The sequence below is a fragment of the Polynucleobacter sp. UK-Kesae-W10 genome (assembly GCF_018881575.1).
Lineage (GTDB): Bacteria > Pseudomonadota > Gammaproteobacteria > Burkholderiales > Burkholderiaceae > Polynucleobacter.
In genome coordinates, this window is the sequence record NZ_JACVQB010000003.1 from 143,734 (window position 1) to 159,986 (window position 16,253).

Consider the following 16,253-nt stretch of genomic DNA (forward strand, 5'->3'; position numbering starts at 1 on the left):
TAAATGTACGAAATTACTGGTTTTTGCTCGCCCCCTTTGCGCTGGTTTTGCTACTTGGGGACACCGAACTAGCATTTTTCGCAGATTTTGCAAGCCCTGTCGATGCGGATTTATGCTGAGATGCAGCATTTTTTGATGAAGAATTACCCTTAGAGGCGGCATTTTGTACTCCTTTTGAGGGTTCACACTTCACAGCCTTGGCGCCTTTTGAGCTTTTGGCGCCTTTACTATTTTTGGCAGGCGCAGAACATTTTGGTTGCGGTGGGGGTGGCTTTTCTAGGCTGAGGCTAGCGTTATCTGCCATGGCCGATGAAACATCGCCTGAATGACCATTGGATTTGGGGATCAATACTGTTGAGCCTGCTTTAATCCGCATCCCTTTTGGAATGCCGTTAACTTGCCTTAAAGCCTCCGCATCTACGCCAAGCGTTTTAGCGGCCTGATCCACATTCTCAGTTTTACTCACTTTCACTGCTGTCCAGGTTGAAAGCGGTTTGTTGTAGCGCTTTAGATTCTCTTGAAATATTTCTGCATGACCAAACGGCAAAAGTATTTGCTGGTTCGCATTACTCAGAATCACGGGTTTATTAAATGAAGGGTTTAAGCTTTGAAATTCTTCCGGTGGAATTTCTGCCAACTTAATCGCCAAGGCAACGTCAATATCGTTACCTACATCAACTGCTACAAAGTACGGGTGATTTTCAAGCTCCGGCAACACAATTCCATAGGCCGATGGATCGAGCACAATTTGGCGATAAGCCATCAATTTGGGTACGTAATTACGAGTTTCACGAGGTAGCGTCAGACTCTCATAGTCAGTAGGTAAGCCTTGCGCAAGGTTTCGCTTTTGGGCTTTCAAAATATTGCCTGCTCCCCAGTTATAGGCTGCTAGAGCAAGTTCCCAGCTTCCAAATTGGTTATTTAAACGCTGCAGGTAATCTAAAGCGGCATCGGTTGATTGCAAAACATCGCGTCGTTCATCACGAAATACGTTTTGCGTCAATTGAAAGTCTTTTCCAGTGGCAGGCATAAATTGCCATAAGCCCACTGCTTTCGCATTGGATTTAGCATTGGTGACAAATGCGCTTTCCACAAATGGCAGTAATGCAATCTCAGTTGGCATATTGCGTGCATTGACCTCTTGCACGATATAAAACAAATAACGTGAAGAGCGAGCCATGGAGCGATTGACATAGTCAGGGCGACTGCTTAACCAACGCACCTGCTCAATCTCTAAAGGACTATTCATGGGCTCCATCTGAAAGCCATCCCGAATACGAAGCCATAAGTTATCTGAAGGTGCATACACCTTACTGACTGACTGATTCTTTAAATTGACGCGAGTCGCTTTAGATGAACGAGGGCTCCCTTTTACAGGCGTATCAGAGGACCACTCACCGGTGCTAGCGCAACCCGACAGAAAAACGGCAATCAATATTGCCGCGTATATCAAGCGCATTAAAACCGGTCTTTCCAAGCACGTATTACAGCCAATACATGAGCGGGGGTTGGTAAATCAACTTGTCCTGAAATCGTTTTTGCAGATGCCTGAACCTCGGCTTGATCACAGCGCATAAAAGGATTGACCTGCAATTCTTGGCCAATAGTAGTCGGCAATGTTGGCAAACCTTTAGCGCGCAATTCTTGCGCCCTCTGTGACCAGGAAAGCAAATTCACATTATTCGGTTCAACAGCTAATGCAAAGCGAATATTCGATAAGGTGTACTCGTGAGTGCAATAGACCAAAGTATTTTTTGGTAACGCCGCAAACTTTCCTAATGATTGACTCATTTGCGTGGGAGTTCCCTCAAACAAACGACCGCAACCAGATGCAAATAAGGTATCGCCACAAAACAGCATAGGCTCAACCACATTGGCCTGCATATTGGCAAAATAAGCGATGTGGCTCAAAGTATGCCCCGGTACTTCATATACTTTTAGGCTGATGCGTGGTGATTCAATGTCAAGCTTATCGCCTTCTTTTGCAATCTGAGTACGGCCGGGAATATTGTCGCCAACTGGCCCATAAACTGGAATATGAGCCCCCAAAGCCTGCAAAAGATTCAGAATCCCGCCGGTGTGGTCGGCATGGTGATGGGTAATGAGGATACCCTTGAGTGTTAGGCCAGATTTGCTAAGGTACTCCAAAACAGGAGCGGAATCGCCTGGATCAACTACCAATGCACAATGCCCATCATGGATACACCAAATGTAGTTGTCATCAAAAGCGGGGATTGGCCAAACCTGCAATAAAGTATTCTTATCCATATACCGATGATACCAACCCCACCCATTCCCTCGCAGACCCCTGCACCCCCTTGGAGCTCTTGGGAGAAATGGCTGCAATCCCCTCCAGGGCGTTATGTCCTGGGCTGGGAGCAACGGTGCTTCAATCAAATCGTAGCCGATGTATTTGGCTTTCATGCGGTCCAAATTGGCCTACCCCAAATCAATGCGCTTGCCGAAAATCGCATGCCGCTGCAAGCCATTTTGGTGCACTCACATGACAGCCGACAAGAGGCGGCGCGTTTTAACTGGCACCCCATTGAGGGTAGCGCAACGGAATTGCCATTTGCCAATGAAAGCATTGACCTCATTGTTTTGCCCCATGTCCTGGAATTTGCCGCCGACCCTCACCACATCCTTCGGGAGGTAGATCGCGTCTTAAGACCCGAAGGCAGATTAGTGATCTCGGGCTTCAATCCAGCCAGTCTTTGGGGTGCTCGACAGTATCTCAGTAGACTTATTGGCAACCCCTATCTACCTCGAGATGGTCAATTTATTAGCCTCATACGGGTAAAGGATTGGCTGCAACTGCTCAACTACTCTCTCGATCGAGGCCATTTTGGCTGCTATAAATTCCCCTTGCAGGGGCAGTCCGCTATGCAAAGTATGGATTTTTTAGAACCCATGGGCAATCGATGGTGGCCTATTTTTGGGGCAGTATTCTTGGTATCAGCCATTAAACGCCATCAAGGCATCCGCCTGATTGGTCAGGTGGTGCCCAAGCGAGTCGCCCCCATCACTCAATTAGCCCCAGCTGCCGAACGTAATCAGCTAAAGACTAGAAAGACCAAGTAAATTACTGTCATGCCGCATACCGAATCTAGCCACCACAAGCCCCATATCGTGATTTATACCGATGGCGCCTGCAAAGGAAATCCGGGGCCCGGTGGTTGGGGCGCCGTTCTGCGCTCTGGCGGACACGAAAAGCATATTCACGGCGGAGAAAAGCTCACCACGAATAACCGCATGGAAATTAGCGCTGTTATTTTTGCCCTCAAAGCCCTCAAACAACCCAGCTCTGTGGAGCTGTGGACAGACTCCCAATATGTCCAAAAAGGCGTAACCGAATGGCTCGAAGGCTGGAAAAAGCGTGGCTGGAAGACCGCCAGCAAGGATCCCGTGAAAAATGCCGATCTTTGGCAAGAATTGGACTCCCTTCTCCCCGGCCATCAGATCTCCTGGCACTGGGTTCGGGGTCATAACGGCCACCCTGGCAACGAGCTAGCCGATCAGCTTGCCAACAAGGGTGTGGAAGAGTTTTTGCCCTAGGGCTAATAAGCCTGCAGCCCTGCACCAAATAGCGCTCTTATGAGAGAATGAATAGGCTCTAAAAGTGGTCATAAACAGCATTTAAACAATAAAAAACAGAGAAAAACGAGACTGTGTCAAAAATAGAAACTTCACTCGATCAATTGCTTGTGAAATTGGGTCAATTTAAAAATGTTGCTAAAACTCGCTTGTGCGCACTTTGGCAAAAACTCTCTCCACAGGCAGACAAGCTCAAGAAAATAGATTACGCCTCCGCAAAAGCGTTCGTGGTGAAATTTAAATGGCGCCTTTTGCTGGCGCTGATTCTGCTCTATGCAGCTTCAAAAACCTATGATTATTTTTTTCCTGCAGCAGATAAAGCAGGCGGTCCCGTCACTGTAACTACCGTTGTTGTAGAAAAGAAAGATGTCCCGCTCATTATTGAGGCCACAGGCACAATCGTTTCTAACAGTATTGTGGATATCCGCCCCATGGTGACCAATACCGTTGCCAAAATTAGCGTCAAAGATGGTCAGGAAGTAAAAGCTGGCGATCTATTGTTTACCTTAGATGACCGTAACGACAAGGCTAATTATGAAAAACTAAAGGCTTTGGCAGACGATGCGCAAAAGCAATATTTGCGCGCTAAGGAATTGGTTGCCAAAAACTTTATCTCTAAAGCTGGCCTGGAAACGTCTCTGGCTAATGCGAAGTCCGCCCAAGCAGCTGCTCGTGCAGCAGAAGTGCAATTGTCCTTCGATTACATTCGCTCACCGATTGATGGGCGTGCCGGTATCGTGAACGTATTCCCTGGCTCTTTAGTTCAAGCTAGCAATGTGGTGACTACTGCTACTAGCTCGACTGCAACATCTAGCGTTGGATCAATGGTGACAATTACCCAATTAAATCCCATCAATGTGCAGTTTGTAATTCCTGAAAAGGATATTCCCATCATTCTGGAGAATCAGTTAGATGGTGAGGCCATGAATGTCCAAGTGACGATCGGCGAAAACAGTAAAAAAACCTATGAAGGCAAGGTGCTCGTTGTGGATAACCAAGTTGACCCATCCATTGCGGCTGTTAGAGTAAAAGCGCAAATCCCCAATGACTCCATGACTTTGCTCCCGGGGCAATTTGCTCGTGTTTCTTTAATAGCCAATACCTTAAAAGATGCCCTATCAATACCATCCCAGGCGGTTGTGATTAATCCCCGAGGAAAGTTGGTTTACGTTGTTGATAAGGACGGTAAAGCTGTCTCAAAACCCATTAAGGTGGCTTATGAATACCAGGGGTCTTCAGTTGTTACAGGAATTGAAAGCGGAGACAAGGTTGTGGTTGAAGGCAAACAAAATCTTCGTCCCGGCAGTAAGGTGCGGGAAGCAAAAGCAAGTCAAGAGTCTAACCAACCTCCAGCAGTAACTGAGAAGAAATGACCCTATCCGAATTATGTATCCGTCGCCCCGTAATGACGGTATTGCTCTCTGTTGCTACTGTTATTGCAGGTACTGTTGCTTACCTTAAAATCCCTGTAGCCGCTTTACCAAGCTTCAACTCTCCGGTCATTTCCGTGAGCGCATCTTTGCCAGGTGCATCGCCTGAAAATATGGCCTCTGCTGTAGCGTTGCCCCTGGAAAAAGAATTTTCCACGATTGATGGCATCTCTGTTATCAGTTCTACGAACTCCTTGGGTAGCACGAGCATCACCCTAGAATTTAATAACGATCGCGATATTGATAAAGCGGCGGTTGATGTCCAAGCAGCACTGTTGCGTGCTCAGAAGCGACTTCCAATTGAAATGACGGTTCCCCCGTCCTATCGCAAAATTAATCCTGCAGACACGCCCGTCTTAGTGGTCCGCATGAGCTCTCCCTCAATCAGCCTTTCAGACCTCAACCAATACGCTGAAAATTTGCTATCGCCTAATTTATCTACGATTAGTGGAGTTGCTCAAGTACTCGTTTATGGCGCAAAGCGCTATGCGGTTCGAGTCAGAGTCCATCCGGATGCCCTGGCTAATCGCAATTTGACAATTGATGATGTTGCAATCGCTATTAATAAAGCAAACTCTAACAGTCCAGTAGGCGTATTGGATGGGCCAAGACAAGCCATTACGATTTACGCTAATCCTCAGATGGTCAGACCCGAGGAGTTTGCAAACCTCATTGTCAGCCAAAAAAATGGGTTGCCTATCTATTTAAAAGATGTAGCTGAAGTTGTAGAAAGTTATGAGGATGTCAAAACCCTCGCTAGCTCAAATGGGGAACGCTCAATTGCTATTGCTGTATTGCGACAGCCAGGCGCCAATACAGTTGACGTTGTGAATTCAGTCAAAGCGCTTTTGCCACAATTACAAAAGCAAATGCCTGAGTCGGTACGTCTTCAACTACTAAACGATCGATCTCTGTCGATTATTGAAGCAATTCATGATGTCAACATCACGCTTGCCTTAACGGTTTTATTGGTTGTACTGGTGATTTTCCTGTTTCTTAAACATGCCTCGGCAACCATCATTCCATCAATTAGCCTACCAATCTCTCTCATTGGTGCGTTCTTCTTGCTGTATTTCTTGGGCTACAGCCTGGACAATATCTCGCTGCTGGGAATTACCTTAGCGGTTGGTTTGGTAGTTGATGATGCAATTGTGGTTCTTGAGAACATCATGCGATATGTTGAAGAGGGTATGGAGCCACTCAAGGCATCACTCAAAGGAAGTAAAGAAGTTGGATTCACCATCATCTCTATCTCCATTTCATTGGTGGCTGTATTTATTCCAATCTTCTTTATGGCAGGGCCAATTGGTCTTCTTTTTAGAGAATTTGCCGTTGTAGTCTCATTGTCGATCTTGGTATCCGCAATTGTTTCCTTAACTGTTGTACCAATGTTGTGCAGCCGGTTTCTACCAAAACCAGGCGTTCATGCAAAGGAATATGCGATCAATAAGAAATTTGACCGACTCTTTGATTGGATGCTCAAAACTTACATCCACTATTTGGATTTGGCCCTCAAAAATCGCAAGATAGTTCTCTGGGGTGCGCTTTCTACTTTTGTTTTAACTGTTGTGCTTTTCATAAACAGTCCAAAGGGATTCTTTCCCGAGGAAGATATTGGGCAAATTCTGGCAACGACTGAAGCATCTGAAGATATCTCCTTTAAAGCCATGCTAGCCCTGCAAGATCGCGCTGCTGAATTGGTCAATACAGATCCAAACGTTGCTAGCTCTATTTCCGTTATTGGAGGTGGCGCAAGTTCCGGCTACAACACTGGAAGAATATTCATCATTCTGAAGCCCAAAAGTGACCGCGCCAAAATGGCCAAAATCATGGAGGGCTTGCGCGCGAAATTTAAAGAAATTCCTGGCCTGCAGGTCTACATGCGCCCTGTTCAAAACCTCCAGCTCGGCGGCAAAAGTAGTAAGAGTCGTTATCAATTTACCCTCCAAAGCGTAGGCTTTGAGGGGGTCAATGAATGGGCTGACAAGCTAATGCAGAAAATGCGGAGCGATCCCATCTTCCGCGATGTCACTAGCGACTCTCAGCTGAAGGGTTTAAACGTCAAAATTAATATTGACCGCGAGAAAGCAGCCAGCGCTGGCGTGAATATTGCCGATATTCGAACTGCCCTCTATTCAGCTTTTGGCGAGAAACAAGTTTCCACCATATACACGCCTGTCAACACCTATTACGTCATTCTAGAAGCCGCTGAAGAGGACCGTCAATTCGAAACTGATTTAAATAAAATCTTTGTTCGAGGACGTGCAACGGATAAACTTATCCCACTATCTAGTCTAGCCACTTATACGAGAACAGTAGGTCCTACCGCGGTAAACCATCAAGGTCAAATCCCAGCGGTAACGCTCTCCTTTAACCTTGCGCCTGACGTCTTCCTGGGTGATGCGACAAAAAAGATTGAGGAGTACACCAAGCAAATAGACCTACCCCCTTCTATCATCACAAGTTATGGTGGTGATGCAGCCGTGTTTAAAAGCAACCAATCTGGGCAGATTATTTTGATTCTTTCCGCCTTGGGTGTCATCTACATATTGCTGGGTGTGCTCTATGAGAGTTACATCCACCCACTCACTATTTTGGCTGGGCTGCCATCCGCTGCCATTGGCGCCATCTTGGCACTGCGTATTTTTGGATTTGAGCTCACCATCATTGCCTCAATTGGTATTTTGCTATTGATTGGTATCGTCAAGAAAAATGCGATTCTGATGATCGACTTTGCTCTTGATGCTCAGCGCAATCAGGGTATGACTCCTGAAAAAGCGATACGCGAAGCTTGTATTTTGCGTTTCCGACCAATCATGATGACCACCTTTGCCGCCTTAATGGGTGCCCTGCCGATTGCATTTGGACTTGGTGCAGGCGCTGAGCTTCGTCAACCCCTTGGCATCAGTGTTGCAGGCGGCCTGATCTTCTCGCAATTTGTGACGCTCATCATCACACCAGTCATTTATCTTTACCTGGATAAATATGCTGGCAATGGTCCAATGGATATTCCTGCTTCCGTATTGGAGGGAACCTAATGCGTCAAGTCATTCTCGATACTGAAACAACGGGATTAAATCCCGCTACTGGCGATCGCATCATTGAAATTGGGTGCGTTGAAGTCATTGATCGTCGCCTCACAGATAGAACTTTTCATTACTACATCAACCCTGAGCGCGATATTGATGCCGGGGCTTTTGCTGTCCATGGCCTCTCTAGAGAGTTTTTGTCAGATAAGCCCGTCTTTGGCAATATCGTTGAGCAATTGATTGAATTTGTGGATGGCGCTGAAATAGTGATTCACAACGCAGCGTTTGACTTGGGCTTTTTGGATAATGAATTTGCTTTACTCAAGCGCCCACCATTCCGCGGTCTTGCCTCTAAGATCATTGACACCTTGTTAGATGCTCGCCAAATGTTTCCTGGCAAGCGTAATTCTCTAGATGCACTATGTGAGCGTTTCTCGATTAGCAATGATCACCGAACGCTCCACGGCGCTTTATTGGATGCCCAACTACTAGCTGAGGTTTACATCGCCATGACCCGGGGTCAGGAAGATCTCTCAATTGATCTGATTGACTATACCGTTGGTGCAGATGAATCCGGGCATACAAAAGCCTTGCCAATTAATTTAAAGGTGATTCAAGCAAGCGCAGAGGATTGCCAGCTGCATGAAAAAGTCTTGGCTGAAATTACTAAAGCTAGCAAAAAAGATCCCATCTGGAGCCTGTCTAGCGCTCCATCAGCGACTTAAGATTTTTCTTGTAAAGAGTTGATATAAAGCGACTCTAAATCTATTACATATTGCTTAGTATCAAACAAAGGCGCCGTTGTGCGATTCATCTCTTGTTGATAGCGAATCGACTTCAGTTTTGCATGATCGCTTGCAAGCTCTAGGGCTTTAGCGGCGTATTCCTCAATAGAATGCGTAATGAGATCGGACATGCGCAAAGCAGTTAATTGACTTGCAGCAACACGACTGGCAAAGGTGTCACCTTGGATTGTCAAAACTGGCACCCCAGCCCACAGCGCATCAGCGGCAGTTGTATGGGCATTGAAATACATCGTATCCAAGAAAAGATCGGCCAGACGCAAGCGACTAAGGTGATCAACCCTTGCAGGAACGCGCTTAGCAAAAATGATGTGCTCCGGATCTATGCCATGGGATAGTGCTTGAGTGCGCAAATGCAATGCAGCGCTATCAGATGGTTTAGATAGCCACAAAACACTATTAGGCACTTGCTTTAATAAATCCATCCATACCGAAAAGATTGCTGGAGTAATCTTATAAGCGTTATTAAATGAAGCAAACACGAAGCCTTCCTCTGGCAGGTCTTGGCTTAGACGTGTTGGCAAAGCACCCATCTGCTCATGTGAAATCAAAGTATCAGCTGGGAAAAAAGAATGGGGTAAATAAGCCACCTTCTCGGTGTAATGAATCTGATGTTCAGGTGGAATCGTCACCTGATCTGCAATGAGGTAATCATAAAAATCAGCGCCAGATGTGCCAGCGTATCCCAGATAGTTCATCTGTAATGGCGCTATCTTGCGTGCAAACAAGCCAGTACGAGCACCTGCCGTATGTCCGTTTAGGTCAATGGCAATATCAATATCTTGCTCTAGAAGAAGTTTTTGAGCCTGCTGATCATTGATGCCAAAAATGTCGATAGTGTGATCAAAAGTTTTGGCTAAACGCGCCTCTAATGCATCATCTGTTCGCTTCGCTAAAAAAATACCAAGCACTTCAAAGCGTGAGCGGTCGTGTAAGCGAATGAGATTCTCCATCAAGATACCCACTGGGTGCTCTTTAAAGTCAGTGGAGAAGTACGCAATACGGATCTTGCGGCCTTCAGTAGGATGCTTAATGCTGAGCTTGTTTGGGGACACTACAGGCAAGCGCTCTTGAATAAATGTTTGCGCTGCACGCTGTTGCATCGCCAAAGAAGCTGGGGTTTGTAATAAAACAAATGGTGGTACAGCAGCCTTTGACTGCCCTACTACCTCAATAGCCAAGGGAATTAGAGGCTCGCTCTGCTTCCAATCACAATTTGAAGAGTAGGCATTTAAAAGCTGCCCAATCAAAAATGGGTGCGTGGGAATGAGTTCATACGCCCTTTGGTAGCTCAGTAATGCATCATCGCTACGCTTCAGTTCCTGCATCGCATTGCCATGATTTGACCAGGCTTCACCATAAACTGGGTTGATAGATAGCGCTCTTTCATGAGCCTGTCTAGCATCATCAAAACGACCTAACTCAAAAAAAGCATTACCGTAATTCATCCAAGTTTCTGCATATTCAGAATTGTGTTGCAAAGCAGTTTCATAAGAAGCGATTGCTTGCTCCGGCAATCCCTGCTCTAGCAATAAATTGCCTCGATTTGACCAAGCTAAAAAATAATTTGGGGCAAGAGAAAGCGCTTTGTCATAACAAGCGCCTGCTTTTTCATACTGGCGCAGCTTGCCATAGGACGTACCCATATCCGTCAAAATATGAGCATTGTTGGGTACCAAACGGTTAAGCTTCTCAAAGGTCTGTACAGCGTCAGAAAATAAGTTGGCGCCATGTTGCGCCTTTGCTAGATTACTGAGTAACTCAGGGTTCTTAGCGTCCAGGGCAGCAGCTCTAGTTAAAAGAGAGACAGCTTCGAGAAGCCGTCCTTGCATGGCTAAGGCTAAACCAAAGACTTGTAGTACGACCAAGTCCTTTGGATTAATGCGCAAAATGGATTGCGCAATACGCTCCGTAGATTCAAGTCGCTGATTCTGAAATTCCAGCAGCATCTGCTGGAGTAACGGTGCGTATGGCTGAGCCATGCCTCAGTGACTCATCAATTAAATGGCTGCAGCAATTGCCTTACCAAGATCGTCAGTTTTGGCCTTGCCGCCAAGATCTGGAGTCAATGGCGCGTTACCTGGGCCAGAAGCCAATACAGTTTCAATCGCATTAAAAATGGCTTTACCGGCCTCTGGGTAACCAAGGTGATCCAACATCATCGCCCCACTCCAAATTTGACCAATCGGGTTAGCAATCATCTTGCCGTAAATATCAGGCGCGGAGCCATGGACTGGCTCAAATAATGATGGGAACTTTCCTTCGGGATTGATGCTGCCAGATGGCGCCACCGCAATTGTGCCGGTACAGGCTGGACCAAGGTCAGACAAGATGTCGCCAAATAAATTACTTGCAACAACCACATCAAAGCGATCTGGGTTCATGACAAAATGCGCCGCCAAGATATCAATATGGTATTTGTCGGTACGCACATCAGCAAACTTTTTGGACATCGCTTCTACGCGCTCATCCCAATAAGGCATAGTGATGGCAATGCCATTGGACTTGGTGGCGGAGGTGAGATGCTTTTTAGGGCGACTCTGCGCCAAATCAAACGCATATTGCAAGATCCGGTCTACACCTTGGCGGGTGAAGATAGATTCTTGAATGACGAACTCACGATCAGTATCGGGGAACATTTTTCCACCAACGCTAGAGTATTCACCCTCGGTATTTTCACGCACGACGAAGAAATCAATATCACCAGGTTTGCGATTAGCCAAAGGACATGGCACACCTGGCAAGAGACGTACAGGTCGTAAATTCACATACTGATCAAAGCCCCGACGGAATTGAATCAAGCTTCCCCATAAGGAAACATGGTCAGGCAGAATATCTGGCATGCCAACGGCGCCAAAGAAAATAGCGTCGTACTGCATCAACGTTTCAAACCAATCATCCGGCATCATCTTGCCGTGCTTGAGATAGTAATCACAGCTCGCAAAATCAAAGTGATCAAATTGCATGCCAATTCCAAACTTCCGATTGGCGGCCTCTAAAGCTCTCACACCCTCGGGCATGACTTCTTTACCGATGCCATCTCCTGGAATCACTGCAATTTTAGGATTCTTGAAAATCTTTTTAGCGTTCATATTTATGTTGTCTCGATGAATTGTTATGGTGAATAATTCCGTCTCTTCTTGCGGTAATACGAATAATTTTACCTACCCACTAACTAATAGCGCGTCGTATCTCATCTGGGGCCGTTTTGACGCCCTTACCAACAGATTCGCTGTCGTAATCCGTCGTATTCTCAATGGTTTCCGGCTCTGCCTCGAGCATTCGGATATTGTCTTTAGGGCAGATAGGCGCTCCATAACTTGCCCATTTTTTCAGAAGCGTGACCTCGTAGCCGCATTGGCCGCATTTCGCCTTGCTACGGCTGGCATTGCTCGGCCTTGGCGGAGGAAACACAATCGCTTGGTGAGGATAAGGCCCTAATTCTTGGCTAATCATCATCAATTTCACGGTTAACTCTTCAGTCGCGTGAGCCATTCTGGCAGGACCCTCTAAACCAACAGTTTGGGCGATACCTTTGAAATCTTCCCCGTGACCGCTAAAGCAATCATCGACAGCATGACAAAGCTCATGCACCAATGTATCGAGTAACTGCACAGGATCATCTAATTTTGGGGAGATAAAAATCTCATTAAAACCGCCACCAGAGCGCTCACGAGGCCAACATTGCCCTAAGGTTGTTCTAGGACTGCTCGACGCCGGAAATCCACAAGAAACTCGAACTGGGGGAATGGCATAACCTGCCTTAGAAAATACCGGCTCCAAATGGCGAACCGCGTCTTCTAACCAAGCTTCGCGTATGGAATGTTGCTTCATTTTTATGCAAATTTCAGAAAGGGGGTTAAAAACAGTAAATTGCGATCATACGCCACCAAAAGTAGAATAGCCTGATGAAAGACTTGGAAAGCCTTAGCGCATCCCAGGCAGTCAAAGCCCTTGCGAAAAGAGAGATCAAAGCAAGCGATTTGCTGCTCTCTTGCCTAGACCGCATAGGACAGCGAGAAAACGTCTTAAAGGCCTGGGTAAGCTTGGGTAAGGAAAATGCGCTAGCACGTGCCAAAACACTCGATAAAGGGGCCATAAAGGGGCTATTACATGGCTTACCCATGGGGGTAAAGGATCTTTTTGATACCTATGACCTACCCACTGCCTATGGCTCGCCTATTTATGCCAAGCACTACCCTAATACAGATGCCGTTTCCGTGGCGCTACTTCGCCAAGCAGGTGCCATTATTCTGGGCAAAACGGTAACAACCGAATTTGCCTCATTTAAAAGCGGCCCCACAAGCAATCCCCACGATTCCGTCCATACCCCGGGCGGATCATCTAGCGGTTCAGCCGCTGCAGTTGCTGACTTCATGATCCCTTTGGCAACCGGAAGCCAGACAGCCGGATCCATTATTCGCCCCGCTTCCTTTTGTGGAATTGTTGGCTATAAACCCACTTACGGAAAAATTAGTGTTGCTGGCGTGAAGAGCTTAGCCCCCTCCTTCGATACTCTAGGATGCTTTGGCAGAACCGTTGAAGATGTTGCACTCGGAGTAGCGGCAATGAGCGGCGACATCCCTCTTGCGCGAGTTGAGGGGTTGCATAACAAAGCGCGTATTGCGATCTGCAAAACGCCCGATTGGCATCTTGCTAGCAAAGAGACTGCTAGCGCATTAGCGCTTGCACGCTTTACGGCGCAATCGATTGCCAAAGGACAAGTGGGCGATTTCATCTTTCCAGAATCGCAAAAAGATTTGCGAGCAATACAAACTCGCATCATGCTCAGCGAGATGTCGCGCAGTTTGGCGTTTGAGCGTGAGCATTACCCCAAGAAAATGAGCGTACAAATTCTGAAGCAATTGAGCGATGGCGCACAAATTTCTTATAGGCAATATCAACAAGATCTTTTAGAGGCTCAGTCTGCTGGGGCCTATATTGATCAACTGCTCCGTGATGAACTAGACCTCATCATTGCTCCAAGCGCTATAGGCGAAGCACCGCTTCTCAAAGATGGCACGGGAGATCCTGTATTTTGTCGTAGCTGGACCCTACTAGGGTTGCCTTGTATTAATTTAAATATTGCCAGCGGATCTAATGGCTTGCCGATTGGTATTCAATTGATTGCCAGAAAAGGTCAAGATTCTTTTCTGCTGAGTGCTGCTAGAGCATTTGCGCTAGCATCGCCTGACCCCATACTCAGGGATCAAGCTTAAGACCTCTCACGATAATTAGTCGAGCGTAATATTGGCCGACTTGATAACTTTGCTCCAATGGGGCAATTCTTTTTTCACTAGCGCTTCAGTTTGGGCTGGATTCTGATAACGCAATTCAACACCTGCTGCATCAGCACGTTCTTTTACCTCTGGTAATGCCAAGCTTTTCTTAACCGACTCAGTTAACTTCGCAACAACAGGCGCAGGAGTTCCGGCTGGTGCAAATAAGGCTACCCAAGACTCCAATTGGAAAGAAGGTAAACCCGCCTCAGCAGTAGTTGGCACATTAGGCATACCGGGATGACGATTTTTGCCAGTAACGGCCAAGCCTTTGAGTTTGCCGCTCTGCACATGCTGCATTACGGACGGTGGCGTGGAGATGAATACCTGCACTTGGCCAGCCAGAACGTCCTGAATGGCTGGGCCAGACCCCTTGTAGGGCACATGCACCATATCCACACCGGTGGTTTGCTTAAACATTTCAGTACCGATGTGAGATACCGAGCCATTTCCTTGCGAAGCGTAATTCAACTTACCGGGATTGGCTTTTGCATACGCAATAAATTCTTTCAAATTGTTTACTGGCACGGAAGGATGTACAGCAATCACGTTAGTGGAAACCGTTAACAGCGCAATAGGCGAATAGTCCTTAATCGGATCCCACGGCAATTTGTCCATCAACGCAGGATTGCCGACGTGATAACCAGAATACGAAATAAGTAAGGTATAGCCATCTGGTTTTGCTTTAGCAACGTACTGATAAGCAGTATTGCCACTCGCTCCCGGTTTGTTATCGACAATGACTGGTTGACCAATGACGCGCGTTAAAGGTTCGCTCAGTAGGCGTGCCGAGGTATCCACTAATCCACCCGGTGGGTTAGGCACTACCAAGACGATCGGTCTATCAGGATAGGTTTGCGCAAAGGCTAAATTGAATAGTCCTACGCATGCAGCCGCTAACACCGCCTTTGAACCTGTTAGAAAGATTTTCATATTCATCTCCAATACGTTTAATGGATTTTTCGTGCTTAGCGCTGACCAATTTTGACATTACCAAAGGCTGTTTGTGCTTCACGCGGCAAACAACGCCAATAGCGCTCATTCGCATTTACCGTGCCATTCAGTGCTGCAGCAGCCTCCCAAGCCCAACGGGGCTTGTACAAAAAGGCACGCGCTAATGCGATTAAATCAGCATCGCCTGCTTGCAAAATTGCTTCCGCTTGATGGGGGTCGGTAATCAGACCAACGGTCATTGTTGGTAGACCGGATTGGTCTTTCACAATTTTCGCAAAGGGCACTTGATAATTTGGACCTAAGGCGATTTTTTGATTTGGGGAAATGCCGCCCGAAGAGATATGAACAAAATCGCAACCCAGGGGTTTGAGTTGTTGTGCAAAGTTCGCAGTCTCCTCAGGAGTCCAGCCACCCTCAACCCAATCACTTGCAGAAATCCGAATACCTAACACGCCAGAATAAGCGGCCCGTACTGCCTTAAAAAGCGCTAATGGAAAGCGAATGCGATTTTCAAATGAGCCGCCATATTCATCGCTACGTTGATTGGCAATTGGCGATAAAAATTGATGCAGCAAGTAACCGTGCGCACCATGTAGTTCGATGCCATCGACCCCTGCTCGATCTGCACGCTGAGCAGCAATCACAAAAGCTTCAATCAAAGCGGCTAGCTCTGCCTTAGAAAGTTCATGCGGTAGACGCTCACCTTCTAGCTGCGGAATGGCTGAGGGGGCCAAGGTTTCCCAACCGCCCTGCTCTTTTGCTAATAATTGACCACCATCCCATGGGGTTGCGCTAGAAGCCTTGCGGCCTGCATGTGCTAACTGAATAAATACTGGGGTTGCCGGGGCCAATTGACGAGCACGGCTTAATTTGTCTTTTAATGCGGCCTCAGTGCGGTCATCCCATAGACCCAAGCAGGCAGGAGTAATCCGCCCCTCAGGAGTGACCCCGGTAGCCTCGATGATGAAGAGTGCAGCACCACTATTAAGAAGGTTGCCCCAGTGCATCAGATGCCAGTCTGTAGCCTCCCCATTGATGGCAGAATACTGGCACATGGGAGCCACCACAATGCGATTGGCGAGCGTTAAGGGGCCACGTGGGGAATTTAGGGTGTATGGGGTGAACAGCAGACTCATGTAAGGGCCTTCAAAAGTCAAAAAATAA

13 protein-coding genes are annotated in these 16,253 nt (G+C 46.9%); 6 read left to right on the top strand and 7 right to left on the bottom strand.

Annotation, left to right across the window (positions count from 1 at the left end):
* Positions 1-13 precede the first annotated feature (13 nt).
* Both ICN24_RS08510 and gloB read right to left on the bottom strand, forming a co-directional pair.
* Positions 14-1,459 (bottom strand): transglycosylase SLT domain-containing protein, encoded by a 1,446-nt coding sequence (locus tag ICN24_RS08510; RefSeq protein ID WP_216222943.1) that lies wholly within the window; start codon positions 1,457-1,459, stop codon positions 14-16.
* The gene (gene gloB, locus ICN24_RS08515; protein WP_216222945.1) at positions 1,459-2,268 is read right to left on the bottom strand and encodes a hydroxyacylglutathione hydrolase; all 810 of its coding nucleotides are present in this window, start codon (positions 2,266-2,268) and stop codon (positions 1,459-1,461) included. Before gloB ends, ICN24_RS08510 begins: the two co-directional genes overlap by 1 nt.
* Before the next feature lie 6 nt (positions 2,269-2,274).
* On the opposite strand from gloB, the gene ICN24_RS08520 reads away from it, so the two are divergent.
* The 5 genes from ICN24_RS08520 (at position 2,275) to dnaQ (ending at position 8,778) form a co-directional block, all read left to right on the top strand.
* Positions 2,275-3,081, top strand: a complete 807-nt coding sequence (locus ICN24_RS08520) for a class I SAM-dependent methyltransferase (RefSeq protein ID WP_216222947.1) — start codon at positions 2,275-2,277, stop codon at positions 3,079-3,081.
* 9 nt (positions 3,082-3,090) lie between these two features.
* Positions 3,091-3,555 carry a ribonuclease HI gene (gene rnhA / locus ICN24_RS08525; protein ID WP_216222949.1) on the top strand — a complete coding sequence of 155 codons (465 nt, stop codon included), beginning with the start codon at positions 3,091-3,093 and terminating at the stop codon, positions 3,553-3,555.
* 113 nt (positions 3,556-3,668) lie between these two features.
* Positions 3,669-4,967: an efflux RND transporter periplasmic adaptor subunit gene (locus ICN24_RS08530; protein ID WP_216222952.1), complete on the top strand. Its 1,299-nt coding sequence runs from the start codon at positions 3,669-3,671 to the stop codon at positions 4,965-4,967.
* Positions 4,964-8,062 carry an efflux RND transporter permease subunit gene (locus ICN24_RS08535; protein ID WP_216222953.1) on the top strand — a complete coding sequence of 1,033 codons (3,099 nt, stop codon included), beginning with the start codon at positions 4,964-4,966 and terminating at the stop codon, positions 8,060-8,062. Before ICN24_RS08530 ends, ICN24_RS08535 begins: the two co-directional genes overlap by 4 nt.
* On the top strand, positions 8,062-8,778 hold the full coding sequence (gene dnaQ, locus ICN24_RS08540) for a DNA polymerase III subunit epsilon (protein ID WP_216222955.1): 717 nt from the start codon (positions 8,062-8,064) through the stop codon (positions 8,776-8,778). The genes ICN24_RS08535 and dnaQ overlap by 1 nt, the downstream gene beginning before the upstream one ends.
* On the opposite strand, the gene ICN24_RS08545 is transcribed toward dnaQ, so the two are convergent.
* The 3 genes from ICN24_RS08545 to ICN24_RS08555 all read right to left on the bottom strand — a co-directional run bounded on the left by ICN24_RS08545 (position 8,775) and on the right by ICN24_RS08555 (position 12,690).
* A complete protein-coding gene (locus ICN24_RS08545; RefSeq protein ID WP_216222957.1) occupies positions 8,775-10,838 on the bottom strand; it encodes a tetratricopeptide repeat protein in 2,064 nt (687 codons plus the stop codon). The genes dnaQ and ICN24_RS08545 overlap by 4 nt on opposite strands.
* Before the next feature lie 18 nt (positions 10,839-10,856).
* Entirely contained in the window at positions 10,857-11,948 is a 1,092-nt protein-coding gene (locus tag ICN24_RS08550; RefSeq protein ID WP_216859926.1) for a tartrate dehydrogenase, read from the bottom strand.
* 79 nt (positions 11,949-12,027) lie between these two features.
* Entirely contained in the window at positions 12,028-12,690 is a 663-nt protein-coding gene (locus ICN24_RS08555; RefSeq protein ID WP_216222959.1) for a SprT family zinc-dependent metalloprotease, read from the bottom strand.
* A gap of 74 nt (positions 12,691-12,764) precedes the next feature.
* Between ICN24_RS08555 and ICN24_RS08560 the strand changes: the two genes are divergently transcribed.
* Positions 12,765-14,075 (top strand): amidase, encoded by a 1,311-nt coding sequence (locus tag ICN24_RS08560; RefSeq protein ID WP_216222961.1) that lies wholly within the window; start codon positions 12,765-12,767, stop codon positions 14,073-14,075.
* 15 nt (positions 14,076-14,090) lie between these two features.
* Here the strand turns inward: ICN24_RS08560 and ICN24_RS08565 are convergent, their stop codons facing one another.
* Positions 14,091-15,074: a tripartite tricarboxylate transporter substrate binding protein gene (locus ICN24_RS08565; protein ID WP_216222966.1), complete on the bottom strand. Its 984-nt coding sequence runs from the start codon at positions 15,072-15,074 to the stop codon at positions 14,091-14,093.
* 29 nt (positions 15,075-15,103) lie between these two features.
* On the bottom strand, positions 15,104-16,225 hold the full coding sequence (locus tag ICN24_RS08570; protein WP_216222967.1) for an NADH:flavin oxidoreductase/NADH oxidase: 1,122 nt from the start codon (positions 16,223-16,225) through the stop codon (positions 15,104-15,106).
* Between the last annotated feature and the right edge of the window lie 28 nt (positions 16,226-16,253).

Excerpts from the sequence above, each read along its gene's own strand:
- ICN24_RS08510 (WP_216222943.1), bottom strand. The coding sequence starts at position 1,459 with ATGCGCTTGATATACGCGGCAATATTGATTGCCGTTTTTCTGTCGGGT.
- gloB (WP_216222945.1), bottom strand. The coding sequence starts at position 2,268 with ATGGATAAGAATACTTTATTGCAGGTTTGGCCAATCCCCGCTTTTGAT.
- ICN24_RS08520 (WP_216222947.1), top strand. The coding sequence starts at position 2,275 with ATGATACCAACCCCACCCATTCCCTCGCAGACCCCTGCACCCCCTTGG.
- rnhA (WP_216222949.1), top strand. The coding sequence starts at position 3,091 with ATGCCGCATACCGAATCTAGCCACCACAAGCCCCATATCGTGATTTAT.
- ICN24_RS08535 (WP_216222953.1), top strand. The coding sequence starts at position 4,964 with ATGACCCTATCCGAATTATGTATCCGTCGCCCCGTAATGACGGTATTG.
- dnaQ (WP_216222955.1), top strand. The coding sequence starts at position 8,062 with ATGCGTCAAGTCATTCTCGATACTGAAACAACGGGATTAAATCCCGCT.
- ICN24_RS08545 (WP_216222957.1), bottom strand. The coding sequence starts at position 10,838 with ATGGCTCAGCCATACGCACCGTTACTCCAGCAGATGCTGCTGGAATTT.
- ICN24_RS08550 (WP_216859926.1), bottom strand. The coding sequence starts at position 11,948 with ATGAACGCTAAAAAGATTTTCAAGAATCCTAAAATTGCAGTGATTCCA.
- ICN24_RS08555 (WP_216222959.1), bottom strand. The coding sequence starts at position 12,690 with ATGAAGCAACATTCCATACGCGAAGCTTGGTTAGAAGACGCGGTTCGC.
- ICN24_RS08560 (WP_216222961.1), top strand. The coding sequence starts at position 12,765 with ATGAAAGACTTGGAAAGCCTTAGCGCATCCCAGGCAGTCAAAGCCCTT.
- ICN24_RS08565 (WP_216222966.1), bottom strand. The coding sequence starts at position 15,074 with ATGAATATGAAAATCTTTCTAACAGGTTCAAAGGCGGTGTTAGCGGCT.
- ICN24_RS08570 (WP_216222967.1), bottom strand. The coding sequence starts at position 16,225 with ATGAGTCTGCTGTTCACCCCATACACCCTAAATTCCCCACGTGGCCCC.